The 12,168-nt window shown below is 51.8% G+C and carries 13 protein-coding genes; 3 read left to right on the top strand and 10 right to left on the bottom strand.

The window, feature by feature from the left end; genetic code table 11:
- Positions 1-89 precede the first annotated feature (89 nt).
- From adrA to L2097_RS14075, 6 genes are all read right to left on the bottom strand, one after another.
- Positions 90-1,202: a diguanylate cyclase AdrA gene (adrA, locus tag L2097_RS14050; protein WP_250353054.1), complete on the bottom strand. Its 1,113-nt coding sequence runs from the start codon at positions 1,200-1,202 to the stop codon at positions 90-92.
- Positions 1,203-1,292: 90 nt separating this feature from the next.
- Positions 1,293-1,613: a phosphate starvation-inducible protein PsiF gene (gene psiF / locus L2097_RS14055; protein ID WP_103280303.1), complete on the bottom strand. Its 321-nt coding sequence runs from the start codon at positions 1,611-1,613 to the stop codon at positions 1,293-1,295.
- Between the two features lie 92 nt (positions 1,614-1,705).
- A complete protein-coding gene (gene phoA, locus L2097_RS14060) occupies positions 1,706-3,124 on the bottom strand; it encodes an alkaline phosphatase (RefSeq protein WP_350028997.1) in 1,419 nt (472 codons plus the stop codon).
- Positions 3,125-3,224: 100 nt separating this feature from the next.
- Positions 3,225-3,485, bottom strand: a complete 261-nt coding sequence (gene iraP, locus L2097_RS14065; RefSeq protein ID WP_085006147.1) for an anti-adapter protein IraP — start codon at positions 3,483-3,485, stop codon at positions 3,225-3,227.
- Positions 3,486-3,742: 257 nt separating this feature from the next.
- Complete coding sequence (locus tag L2097_RS14070; RefSeq protein WP_047373381.1) at positions 3,743-4,933, bottom strand: multidrug efflux MFS transporter; 1,191 nt, start codon at positions 4,931-4,933, stop codon at positions 3,743-3,745.
- A 170-nt stretch (positions 4,934-5,103) separates the two neighbouring features.
- Entirely contained in the window at positions 5,104-5,787 is a 684-nt protein-coding gene (locus tag L2097_RS14075) for an extensin-like domain-containing protein (RefSeq protein ID WP_250353055.1), read from the bottom strand.
- 84 nt (positions 5,788-5,871) lie between these two features.
- Between L2097_RS14075 and ddlA the strand changes: the two genes are divergently transcribed.
- Positions 5,872-6,972: a D-alanine--D-alanine ligase gene (gene ddlA, locus L2097_RS14080; protein ID WP_250353056.1), complete on the top strand. Its 1,101-nt coding sequence runs from the start codon at positions 5,872-5,874 to the stop codon at positions 6,970-6,972.
- Here the strand turns inward: ddlA and L2097_RS14085 are convergent.
- Entirely contained in the window at positions 6,969-7,205 is a 237-nt protein-coding gene (locus tag L2097_RS14085; RefSeq protein ID WP_047371635.1) for a DUF2754 family protein, read from the bottom strand. The two genes, ddlA and L2097_RS14085, sit on opposite strands and share 4 nt — an antisense overlap.
- Positions 7,206-7,480: 275 nt before the next feature.
- Here L2097_RS14085 and L2097_RS14090 point away from each other — a divergent pair, with 275 nt between their 5' ends.
- On the top strand, positions 7,481-7,783 hold the full coding sequence (locus L2097_RS14090; protein WP_250353057.1) for a DUF2755 family protein: 303 nt from the start codon (positions 7,481-7,483) through the stop codon (positions 7,781-7,783).
- On the opposite strand, the gene L2097_RS14095 is transcribed toward L2097_RS14090, so the two are convergent.
- The 3 genes from L2097_RS14095 to L2097_RS14105 form a co-directional block, all read right to left on the bottom strand.
- A complete protein-coding gene (locus L2097_RS14095; protein ID WP_250353058.1) occupies positions 7,780-8,907 on the bottom strand; it encodes a DUF1615 domain-containing protein in 1,128 nt (375 codons plus the stop codon). The two genes, L2097_RS14090 and L2097_RS14095, sit on opposite strands and share 4 nt — an antisense overlap.
- 13 nt (positions 8,908-8,920) lie before the next feature.
- Positions 8,921-10,141 carry a peptide antibiotic transporter SbmA gene (gene sbmA, locus L2097_RS14100; RefSeq protein ID WP_047371638.1) on the bottom strand — a complete coding sequence of 407 codons (1,221 nt, stop codon included), beginning with the start codon at positions 10,139-10,141 and terminating at the stop codon, positions 8,921-8,923.
- Between the two features lie 128 nt (positions 10,142-10,269).
- Positions 10,270-10,803, bottom strand: a complete 534-nt coding sequence (locus L2097_RS14105) for an isochorismatase family protein (protein ID WP_250353059.1) — start codon at positions 10,801-10,803, stop codon at positions 10,270-10,272.
- A 196-nt stretch (positions 10,804-10,999) separates the two neighbouring features.
- On the opposite strand from L2097_RS14105, the gene ampH reads away from it, so the two are divergent.
- Entirely contained in the window at positions 11,000-12,157 is a 1,158-nt protein-coding gene (ampH, locus tag L2097_RS14110; protein WP_250353060.1) for a D-alanyl-D-alanine-carboxypeptidase/endopeptidase AmpH, read from the top strand.
- Positions 12,158-12,168: the final 11 nt, after the last annotated feature.

Raw genomic sequence — 12,168 nt, forward strand, 5'->3', positions numbered from 1 at the left:
CACACCACGAGGAAAGAAGAAGTACTCAATGTGTAATGATGACCTGTTAAGCCTGGCAGAGAATGGGCCTATAGCAACCAGCCGGGGAGTCAGGCGGCAACCTCGGTGCGATTGCGCCCGGCTTTTTTCGCTTTGTATAACGCAAGATCGGCAGATTTTAACCACTCCCGGTAATGGGTCATTTCATCGGTCAATGGGGCAACGCCAACGCTGATTTGCAGCGCCAGTTGGGGAGCCGAAGGCAGGCGGAAACCGGTCAGGCGATCATGGACACGCTCCATGGCCGCAATGGCATTTTCAGGCGGCGTGCCACACATAATGACGGCGAATTCATCACCGCCAAAACGCCCAATCAGATCGCTACCGCGCAAAGTCAGTTGCAGGTGGCGGGTAATGGCAATGATCGCCTCATCACCCACATCATGTCCCCAGGTATCGTTAATGGTTTTGAAATGATCGACATCGATCAGCAGTAGTGTCGCAACCCGTTGATGACGCCGACAATTATCGAATTCATCTCGCAAAAGACTTTCCCAGTGGCGACGATTGTAAACGCCCGTCATGCCGTCACGGATGCTCATCACCTGCAGGCGACGTTTGTGCTCCTCCAGCCTCGCGACATTACGGAAGCTCACCCAGGAAAAAAGGAGGGGATACAGCAGAAGTACCGGCACCGTCAGACAGATAATCAGAGGCGAGCTGTCAGGCGCAATAGTGATGCCGGTGAGCTGGAGAGTCACCAGACAGGAAACCGCCATCAGAACCACCCCGGCAAGGCACAGCCGTGGCCCGCCCGCGCCCATGGTGGTGATAAAAACCATCATTGCCAGCGCGATTGACGGGAGCATATTCACACCGATTAGCGCAATCCATACGCCGGACAGCACGGCATCAGCCTTTAAATTGTGGGTTTCGCTGGCGTGAGGATCGCTTGAGCGGGCCGCCAGTTGCCAGGCCAGATGCGGCCAGACGAAGCTCCATAAGGCCAACAATATCCACCATCCACCCGCAACAGGCTGTGATACCAGTACGCCCGCCAGCGGCATAAACAAGCAGGCCAGCCCTGCCGTCCGAGGCAGCCTTTCCCGCTGCGCAAACTGGAGCCCCATCGCATGGGGATCGTCGTCGTGCAGTGTGCTACGTCTTTCCTTGCCACTCTCTGATGTATAAAAGTTATTATCATTCATCATTTTTGGGAACATTCTGAAACATTTTCCCAAATTATAGAGAGGGGTCATGCGGGGAAAGTATGAAATTTCGGGTGAGTCGCGTGGCGAACTCACCCGTTTGGATTAGCCCGTTTTTTTTAGGCAGCCACGCATAAATTTGCTGCGATCTTCGCCTTTAAGCGACTGCTGCGTCGCCTGTGCGTTGCATTCGCGCATTTTTTGCTGCTGGGGACTCAGACTTTTTTGTCCGGGCTCGGTTTTGGTGTTTTTCAGGCAATCGCTCATATACCGCTTGCGGGCATCGCCGGAAAGGGTCTGCGCAGTAGCCTGTTGATTGCAGAGGGTCATACGTTGTTGTTGAGGGGTAAGGGTCTTCTCAGCGGCACTGAGTGCAGTAACAAACACCAGGCCGAACAGGAGCGTAACAAGTAACGTTATTTTCATAGCACCATCCTTCTGTAAGCCTTGCCCCTTAAGGATGGTCTGTCATGGCGAAAAAACCACCCGGCAAGAGAGATTTCCTGCCGGGCTGGCGCTTATTTCAGTCCAAGCGCGTCCTTCATGGTGAAGAACAGATCGGTCTGATCGGTCAGGCCTACGACGTTAGCCGCATGTGGGCCATAGGCTGCCAGACGAACCTGCGTACCGGTATGCTCCATCGACTCTTCCTCAGAGTTACCGTATGTGATCGCCATCACCGCACCGTCTTTGGTATTCAACAACTGACTCAGACCAGGCGCTTTGGTATCAGCCGGGATAATCTGACTGGCGTGAGCATGGTCAGCGGTAACGATGACCAGCGTGTTGCCATCTTTTTTGGCGAAGGCCAGCGCTTTTTGCACGGCTTCGTCAAGGTCTACGGTTTCACCAATCTGGCCGCACGGATTGGCAGCATGATCTTGTTTATCGATCGATGCGCCTTCTACCTGCAGGAAGAAACCTTTTTCATTTTTGCTCAGCAGATCGATCGCTTTTTCGGTCATCTGCGCCAGCGTCGGTATGCTGTCGGTACGTTTCGCATTCGGCGTGCAGGTCACCGCGGGTTTATCGATATTACCGTGCAATGAGGCTTTCGGGCCTTCCCAGCGAACCGGCATATTGCCATCAGAGAACAGACCCAGCAGGGGTTTATCCTGATTTGCTTCGGTAATGGCGGCCAGCGTCGTGGCATCCCCGACTAACTGATAACCACGCGCCTGCGCCTGCTCACGCAACGTTTTACCTTTCCAGTCACCCGCAGTTGCCGTTTCACTGAATGTCTTCGCCCCGCCGCCTAAGGTGACATCGGCACGCGCATTCAATAACTGCTCGGTAATGGAGCCTTTGCCGCCTTTTTCCAGCGCATTGCTGGCACATTTTTCAGTGGTAACGCTCGGGCCGTAACATTTACGCGATGTCACATGGGAAATTAGCGCGGCAGGCGTCGCGTCCTGCAGTTCAGCTGTCGAGACGTTACCGGTGGCAAGGCCGGCTGCCTTTGCCATCTCCAGTATCGTCATATGATCTTTTTCGTGAATATCGACACCCAATGCGCCGTTATACGTTTTTACGCCGGTAGACCACGCCGTTGCGGATGCCGCGGAGTCGGTCACGTAGTCGGGTTTGCCCGTTTTCTTATCCAGAGCGTAGTGGGTGTACTGGCCCGTCAGCGGTAACGCATCGATGCCTTTAAAATAACCGCCAGCCCCTTCGGCATAATTTCGCGCAGCGGTAATTTCGGAGTCGCCCATGCCATCGCCGATCAGCAGAATAATATTTTTAGCCGGTTTATCATTGAGCGAGGAACGTATTGCGTCAGTTTGATCGGCACTTAAACGACGGGCACCGCCTTGCGTCGTAATATCGCCCTTAGCGGCACGATTCTCAAGAACGGTGGTAGCGGAAGTGGTATCCGCATAAATAGCAGGGGTAAACAACATAGGGAATAAGGCGACGAATAATGCGCTCTGTTTCACTTTATTTTCTCCGTGTATAAATACTTAAAAAGAAATAAAACAGAGCGACTATAGGCACCGCGCATGACAGTGAGATGACAGCGTGATTTATCTCAAAATCTCAGGTGCGCGGGTGCCTTAAAAGCTTTTTTATATACTGTTGCAGCAACTCCGTGTCATGATCGGAAACGTCCGTTCCTGGATGAACATCGTCCATCGCACCTTCGATACTCTGGATAAGCGCCTGTTGCTCAGGCAGCGCCATCTGACGTAAAAGTGCAGTCACAACGATCTCCAGCGCTTCCACCTGCGCAACCAGTTCTTTGGATTCCTCTTCCTTTTCCGCGAGTTTTACCAACAGCTCTGCAATGAGATTTTTCATAGCGCTATTTCCTTATGTGATATGCGATGACGTTAGCACTCTGTTCTGTAGTTGCAAAGTGGATGCATCTATTATTTTTCGCTAAATTTTGCGCTATGTAGAGACGTAAACCGGGAAATCGAGTAACGAAACGTTTCTATGACGTAAAAGCAAATATATAGCCTATAAAAGCGAAGCGGGAGATAAATGGATTTATTTTTCTATAAAGGAAAATTATATCCAGACCGGAGCCAGAAGTTTCCGATCTGGATATTCGCTCAGCGTCGCGTTTTACGTAATGCCAGCGCGAGCTGCCAGATATTGCATAAGACTACAAGCGCCGTGGCGACAAATACCCAGCGGAATCCGGCCATCGCCGAAACGGATGCCCCCATTAGCGGCCCGACCACATTGCCTAAATACATAAACGATTGGTTATAACCAAAAATACGGCCTGTCACCTGGTCGCTGGAATATTTAAGCAGCAGCGTTTGTACGGCAGGCAGCATCGCGCCATCGGCGAAGCCAAGCATAAAACGTAGAATGCCCAGTTGCAGCGGCGAGGTGACAAAGGACATGGCGAAAAATAGCACCACGGCGCAGACTAACGTTGCCATCAAAATACGCGCCGTGCCAATTCGATCGCCAAGCTTCCCCAGACGCGGCGCCGAGATAAGCGCGGAAACACCCGGTACGGCGGCAATCATCCCACTAAGGAAGGCAATATTGTTGCTGTCAGGAGTCATAGACTGGATAAACAGCGCCAGAATAGGCCCGATAGAACCATTACATAACTGGATAACCAGCGTGGTCAGAAAGAGACTTATGACCAGGCCTGGGTAAGGTAGCGAGGAAAAAACGGCCTTGCCGCTCAACCTCTGTGCCTTGCTGACCTTAGGACGCGCACCCTCTTTAATCAAAAACAGAGTGACCAGAAAACTGACAATCAGCAGCGTCGCGGTGATTAAAAAAACGGTTCGTAAACCAAAATGGTCAGCCAGAAAGCCCCCCATTAACGGCCCGCCAATGACCCCGCTGATTTGCGCTGTTGAGAGTGTACTCAGTGCCCAACCGCTCCGTTCACGAGGAGCCTGAGAGGCTACCAGCGCCATTGCATTGGGAATATAACCGGACGTGAGTCCCATGACGCCGCGTAAAATAAGCAATTGCCAGACATTTGTCGCAAAAGCCTGCAGTAAAATGGCGATTGCCATACCCAGCGAGGCGCGCAACAGCATTAATTTGCGCCCTTTTCTGTCAGCAAGGCTGCCCCAGAGTGGTGACACTATCGCGGAAACCATAAAAGTGACGCTGAAGGTCAACCCGGACCACATTGACAAAGCTTCGTGAGAAGAGACCCCTAACTGGGAGACATATAAGGGCAGGAACGGTAAGATTTGACTGATGGCAAGACCGGTGAAAAAACAGCCGAACCATACGGAAATAAGGTTAATTCTCCAGGATTCCATAAACAGCAATTATTTTTCAGTTTTTGACAAATTACGCACAGGTTAACAAGAATGGGAATAAGAATACGCGCCAGAGGTGCGATTCGTTTTTTTTTGGTTTTTTATCTTCCCTATTCCACCACAGACCACAGCCCAGAATATAAACCACACTTATTTCGGTAGTTTATGCTTTAGCGACAGAGCCCAAACCCACGCATCCCGAGATGAAAATGGTTGGCGTGCGCCGCGTTATATTCCGGCCCGAGGCTATTGCCGTAATACTCACAACTTGCGCTTAACATCGCCTGTAGCCAGGGTTGCGTGTCATCGCGCGGCCAACCACGCAGTATCGTCACTTGCTGGCCGTTTGCCAGCCGAAAACCGCTAATATCCAGCGCTTCAGCAGTGGCATGTTCACTGAGCCGGGCACCGGGTCGATTATAGATATTACGGCAGGCGTAACTTCCCAGATGGTCGATGCGCGTGAGCGGACTACGCATAAATTGCTGCGTTAGCGGCCGGGCCTGTTGTTCAACAAAGAGTGCCGAACTGAGCGCCAGCGGGCAACTGGCAAGAAAACTACTGCTGAGTTTGACCGGGCCAAAATCGCGCACCCGTACCACCTCTTTCAGCGGACAGTCCCCCTGAGTATCAGCGACAGAGGTTGAGGAGATGAGTTGTTGCTGGTTCGCCTGTTGCAGCAAATCGATACACTGCCCCGAATTGAGCCGACGTAACTTAAACTGAGTAATTCGACCTGGAGGATCAGTAAGTTGTAAGGGTGCGAAAGGGTTATAGTACGCGGGCAAATAGCGCCAGCCTACCGCCAGTCCGCCCAACAAAATAAACAAAATGATGAAGCCTTTCCCTTTCACGCATCCCCTCCATTAATCACTGCAAAACAGTATGGCAGAAGTGATATGGTATGTGCTTTCTGATTCAAGTGAGTGAAAGTTGAGATGGCAAAACTGCGGGTAGGGGTCGTGTTCGGCGGCAAGTCGGCTGAACATGAAGTGTCGCTGCAATCGGCAAAAAATATTGTCGATGCAATGGATAAATCGCGTTTCGATGTGGTACTGCTGGGGATCGATAAACAGGGTCAGTGGCATATCAACGACGCGAATAATTATCTGCAAAATGCCAGCGATCCGGCGCGAATTGCACTTAATCCCTCTGAAAGCAGCGTTGCGCTGGTACCAGGACAACCGTCACAGCAACTGATGAATGCCAGTGATGCTAAGCCCTTTGCGCAAGTGGATGTGATTTTCCCGATCGTTCATGGTACGCAGGGTGAAGACGGCACGCTACAGGGCCTGCTGCGCATGGCAAATCTGCCTTTTGTTGGTTCCGATGTTCTGGGTTCCGCCGCCTGTATGGACAAAGACGTGACCAAACGCCTTCTGCGTGATGCAGGTCTCGCCATCGCGCCGTTTGTCACCTTAACCCGCAGCAATCGCGATCGTATTCCTTTTGCTGAGATACAGACGAAGCTTGGGCTGCCTCTGTTTGTGAAACCCGCCAACCAGGGCTCCTCCGTCGGCGTCAGTAAGGTCACCAACGAAGCGCAATACCATGCCGCCGTCAGCCTGGCATTCGAATTTGACCATAAAGTGGTTGTCGAAACAGGCATCATTGGTCGCGAGATCGAATGTGCGGTGCTGGGCAATGACGATCCGCAGGCCAGCACCTGTGGCGAAATCGTGCTTAACAGCGAGTTTTACGCCTACGACACCAAATACATTGACGATAATGGTGCTCAGGTGGTTGTCCCAGCGGCAATCGCGCCCGAAGTGAACGATCATATACGTGCCATCGCTATCCAGGCTTATCAGACGCTGGGCTGCGCCGGAATGGCGCGGGTCGACGTATTCCTGACGCCTGACAACGAAGTGATCATCAATGAGATCAACACATTGCCCGGTTTCACCAATATCAGCATGTATCCGAAACTGTGGCAGGCGAGTGGTCTCGGCTATACCGATCTGATCACGCGCCTGATTGAACTGGCCCTGGCGCGCCATCAAGCTGATAGCGCGCTGAAAAGCTCGATGAACGGTTAATCCTGCGTTTTTTCTTCCTCATTCGCCGCTTCTTCGTTTTCTTCGGGGCGGCGGCGAATAATAAATCCGGCAAGCCAGAAACTGATAACCCAGGTTACAAGCCCGACGGCATAGTTTTGCCAGCCTTTCGTTTCAAAACCCAGCAAACCCACAACGCCATTCAGAATAAAGATCAAACCAATCGCAAACGCATAGTAATGCCAGTCACGGCGTATTTTTGAAGGCAGCTTCATGACAACTCCGGCAATAAAAACGCCATCCTCGCATATTTGTCATGGCCCGTCTGTGGCATATGCGGAAATTCTGAAATGTTAATTCAGTAATCAAAATGTTACGGAAATGTGAGCACGTACAAAATTTACACATCGGGAATCATTCCCGGTGCGAAATTATCACCATTCCGATGTTGACAATTTAACCGACCTGTCAAAATTACATCGATTCACTGGCACTGAGCCATCGATTCACTGGCACTGAGCCAACGTAATTAAACGTAGCGGAGGTCTATATGGCTGACTTTACCCTGTCGAAACCCTTTTCGGGTAAAAAAACTCGCGACGCCTCTACGCCCGGTAATATCGCTTATGCCGTGTTTGTGCTGCTCTGCTTCTGGGCGGGCGCGCAGCTGCTTAACCTGTTGGTGCATGCGCCCGGGGTTTTTGAACATTTGATGCAGATACAGGACACCAGCCGACCACATGTCGAGATGGGGTTTGGCGTCGGCACCATTTTTGGTCTGGTGCCTTTCCTGATTGGCAGCGCTTTTCTGGGCGTGATTGCCCTGATATTGCGCTGGCGACGCCATCATTAATTTTTCAACATACATTGCGCCCGGCGGTCATCGACACGCTTCGCAAACCAGGCGGTTGTCAGGTTGCGTGTGATCTTCGGGCTCTCCAGTTGGATCCCCGGTAGCATTTCGCGCGGTAACGTCTTCCCGGCCTTCTGTTCGGCCAGACGGTAAACATTCTGGTATAACGCCGTTTTTTCTAAGGCAATGCTGTCGCCGGTTTGTAACTGGCGGCGGATATCTCTGTCGCTCATCCCGAGTTTTGCCTCCAGTTTTCTGGCCGCCAGTTCTGTTGCTCCTGCATCGCTACTGCCGTACTGAATCAGATCGCCATCCAGCGCCAGTTTAACGCCGGTGGCTTTGCTTAGCGCATTCTGAAACGCCGCATTACGGCTGGCGTAATGTCCGGCATTAAAATCAGCAAAGCGGTAAAGGGGGGCTGTGTAATTGGCCGGATAATTGAGTAAGTGGTATGTGCCAAACCACAGGCCGCCGCGACGGGTAAAAACCTCTTGTCGCACCGAGCCTTCCATTTTCCACGGGTAGCCGTTGGTGTGCTTCTCGGCAAACGCAACGCTGACTTGCATAGGCCCACCGGTATGCACCGGGTTATAAGAACCAAAGAGCGTCTGCCCCATCGGGACGACGCTGATAAAATCATCGAAAATTTCACTCAGCTGTTTTTCGGTTTTGACCTTGTCCAGCCGCTCGCTATAGCTTTTGCCATTGGGCGATTCAATTTTCAGCGCGGTGTGCACCAGGGCAAGTGGGATATGTAAACGTGCCGCGCGACGGTCAATCTCTTTCCAGGCAATTTTATTCAACCCGGGCACCACCGGATCGGCCTGATAGTTAGATTCCTGCTGCGCGACCGCCAGTACCGAACAGATATTTTCCAGCGTCGGCGCAATCGACTGACTGGAAAAGGTGGTGGCAATATCTTGCGCCCATGCCTCCCGGTCTTTCACACTTGCGGGCATTTTTTCTCTGACCACGCTCGCCACATCACGGGGTTTTTCCGCTTCGCCCTCCTTCGCCTCTTTCCCCGCACTGGTCGTGTTTTTTGGTGTTGTACAACCGGCGAGAATCATTCCCGCCAGCAGTGTCATTGTGGTCGCGATAAGACGCGGCGCGCAAACAGACATATCGTTCCTTGCATTAACTGAAAGTGTTGGTCATTTGCGATGCTGGCGGTGCATTCAACTCGCTTTCAAAGCTACGCAAACGTTTATAGATGGACATCAGTTCCACCAGTGTGGTCCAGGAGGAGATCAGATACTGGAATGAGCTGCGCACCTGTTCAAACACGTTTGTGATTTGGCGCATCAGACCAAAAGTAATGGCCCCGGCGGCGATGGTCGGGAAAAGTACGACCAGGCCGAACACCACATCCACCTGCAGGTACAAAATACGGGCGATGTTGAAATACGTATAGTGGAAATAAAGACGGAAATAGTTACGGCGAACGGCAGAAAAGAGCTCTTTCACCGTATGCGGTTTGGCGCGGTTGACATCATCTTCGCCATACACCAGCTCTTTACGATATGCAGCTTCCACGCGCTGATTTTTGAACTCCAGCCCCGGCAGTTTAATCCCGACAAATGCCAGTAAAAAGGTTCCTGAGAGAGCCCAGGCAATAGACGCAATCACCAGGCCATATGGCAGATGCCCTATCAGTGGCAATTCCTCTACGTGTGGCGACAGCGCCACCAGAACCGGCAAAAAAGCAATCAGCGTCATGACGGCATTGATAAAGCTAACCCCCATGTCTTCAAGCGTAGACGCAAAACGCATGGTGTCTTCCTGAACACGCTGCGCCGCCCCTTCGATATGGCGCAACTGATCCCAGTGCTCCATATAAAATTCGTTCATAGCTGTACGCCAGCGAAAGACATAGTGGCTCACAAAGAAGTTGTTGAGCACCGCGACGGTTACCGCAATCAGTGCGATCCATAAAAAGACGCCAATTTCACTGTAAAGCTGACCAATACTGACTTTATTCGGCGCGCTGAGTGCCTTTTGAATAAGATCGTAAAATGGCGCGTACCAGGCGTTAATCGCGACGTTGATTTCCACCAGAAACCAGGTCACAAAAATGATTAAAGCCGTTCCAAGAATTGACCAGCGCTGCCAGCGATGCGGGGCGTAGAAAAACCAGAAGAGCGCAAAGAGGCCGACGCTAAATGCGTAGTAGGCATAAAACAGCAGGAAGTTCAGGGACCAGAAGCGCGCAGCGCTGATGGGAACATCCTCAGAAGCGCCAACCAGCCGCATTATCCAGGCTTGCCCACCGGCCTGCCAGAAAACGACTGCGATCAGTGCCCAAATAAAGGCCGAGAGAAAGAACAGCTTCGGCTTTGGGAAAAAAGACTTAAACATAATACTCTCCTGCTCACTTCTTATTTTTTGTGCGTAGCTCATACGGCACACAACGCTTCCCCACCGCAGGAGATGCCTGCGGAAGCGTGCGTTGTGAGAACTGTAGAATCAGACCTGAGCGTAACGCCTTAGTTCGTTTGCCACTCGTGAAGAATTGTTTCGACGGGTTTCACAAAAACGGGGTTATCCGGCACCGTAAGTGTGCGCCAGACTTCATTATAATGGGCGATTAACGTTTCAGCCGGGGCCGCTGGTCGGTCGGCTGTCGTATGGGCATCTCCGGCCACGGTGATAGCATATCCCCGGCTGGCTCCGTTTTTTAATGTGGTATCAAGACAATAATCCGTCGCGCAGCCGCATATGACGAATGCCGATATATCATGCTCAGATAAAACATCCGCCAGACGGGTCCGGTAAAAGCCGTCACAGGCGGTTTTGGTGACATGCAATGCGTTATCAGGCTGGTAAAGATCGGGCAGCAACTGGAATCCCTCGCTCCCCTCTTCCAGACCACCGTTTTCGATGTGCTGGATGAAGATCACCGTATCTGCGGCATGTGTAAGCTTATTAATCTGTGTTACACACTCTTCTTGTCGTAGACGTGGCGTCGCAAAAACCCCGTTTTGCATATCCACGACCATCACCACTCGCTTACCTGACATTGTTCGCCTCCAGAAATTCGCTGCGGAAAGAAAAAGGGTATCACAACGAAGCGGCTATTTTGCGATGCGGAAAAAAGTTCATGTTTACCCCTCGTTACGTTATTTAGCGAATTAATGCGCTTTTCGGTGCTTTGAAATAGGCCGCCTGGTAGTATAAATACGCATTATTCACTTCTTTCATTTACGGATGCTTTCGTTGAAACGTTGTTTGTTTTTCTCTGCGACGCTGTGCGCGTTAACACTGACTTCCGCTCATGCAGCACAACAGTCGCCCGATGCTGTCTTCGCGTCTGATATTGTTGATCGTTACGCCAACCATATTTTTTATGGCAGTGGCGCAACAGGGATGGCGATGGTAGCGATTGATGGTAATCAGCGAGTATTCAGAAGCTTTGGTGAAACGCGTCCCGGTTCGAACGTTCGTCCGCAACTGGACTCGGTTATCCGCATTGCCTCGCTCTCCAAGCTTATGACCAGCGAAATGCTGGTGAAGCTCCTCGATCAGGGCGTAGTGAAACTCAACGATCCGTTAAGCAAATATGCGCCTCCGGGTGCGCGCGTGCCAACTTATCAGGGAGCGCCGATTACGCTGGTTAACCTGGCGACACATACCAGCGCACTGCCGCGTGAACAACCGGGCGGTGCGGCGAAGCGTACCGTGTTTACCTGGCCGACCCGTACAGAGCGCTGGAACTGGCTCTCTACAGCGACATTAAAATCTGCACCAGGAACCCAGGCTGCGTATTCTAACCTGGCGTTTGATCTGTTGGCCGACGCCCTGGCAAATGCAGCGGGTAAACCGTACCCTCAGCTTTTCGAAGAGCAGATTACGCGCCCCCTGGGGATGAAAGACACAACGTTTACGCCATCGCCTGACCAGTGCCGTCGTCTGATGGTGGCAGAAAAAGGCGCGAGTCCGTGTGATAACACCCTGGCAGCCATTGGCAGCGGCGGTGTCTATTCAACGCCAGGTGATATGATGCGCTGGATGCAACAATTCCTCTCCTCCGATTTTTACAGCCGTAATAGCCAGGCGGATCGGATGCAGACGTTGATCTATCAGCGCAATCAGCTCACACGGGTTGTCGGGATGGATGTGCCGGGTAAAGCCGATGCGTTAGGCCTGGGCTGGGTCTATATAGCGCCGAAAGATGGACATCCGGGAATTATTCAGAAAACGGGTGGCGGTGGTGGTTTCATTACTTATATGGCGATGATCCCACAAAGTAATGTCGGCGTGTTCGTGGTGATCACACGTTCCCCGTTGACGCGTTTCGTTAATATGAGCGATGGCGTAAACGACCTGGTCAGCGAGTTAAGCAACAATAAGCCAGTGATGACACCATCGTCCTGATTTATCAAGAC

The organism is Citrobacter sp. MNAZ 1397 (genome assembly GCF_023613995.1).
Taxonomy (GTDB): domain Bacteria; phylum Pseudomonadota; class Gammaproteobacteria; order Enterobacterales; family Enterobacteriaceae; genus Phytobacter; species Phytobacter ursingii.

Bases quoted from the DNA above. Each gene is read 5' to 3' on its own strand.
- sbmA (WP_047371638.1), bottom strand. From the start codon at position 10,141: ATGTTTAAGTCTTTTTTCCCAAAGCCGAAGCTGTTCTTTCTCTCGGCC.
- L2097_RS14070 (WP_047373381.1), bottom strand. From the start codon at position 4,933: ATGGAATCCTGGAGAATTAACCTTATTTCCGTATGGTTCGGCTGTTTT.
- L2097_RS14105 (WP_250353059.1), bottom strand. From the start codon at position 10,803: ATGTCAGGTAAGCGAGTGGTGATGGTCGTGGATATGCAAAACGGGGTT.
- ddlA (WP_250353056.1), top strand. From the start codon at position 5,872: ATGGCAAAACTGCGGGTAGGGGTCGTGTTCGGCGGCAAGTCGGCTGAA.
- psiF (WP_103280303.1), bottom strand. From the start codon at position 1,613: ATGAAAATAACGTTACTTGTTACGCTCCTGTTCGGCCTGGTGTTTGTT.
- iraP (WP_085006147.1), bottom strand. From the start codon at position 3,485: ATGAAAAATCTCATTGCAGAGCTGTTGGTAAAACTCGCGGAAAAGGAA.
- L2097_RS14095 (WP_250353058.1), bottom strand. From the start codon at position 8,907: ATGTCTGTTTGCGCGCCGCGTCTTATCGCGACCACAATGACACTGCTG.
- L2097_RS14090 (WP_250353057.1), top strand. From the start codon at position 7,481: ATGGCTGACTTTACCCTGTCGAAACCCTTTTCGGGTAAAAAAACTCGC.
- adrA (WP_250353054.1), bottom strand. From the start codon at position 1,202: ATGTTCCCAAAAATGATGAATGATAATAACTTTTATACATCAGAGAGT.
- L2097_RS14085 (WP_047371635.1), bottom strand. From the start codon at position 7,205: ATGAAGCTGCCTTCAAAAATACGCCGTGACTGGCATTACTATGCGTTT.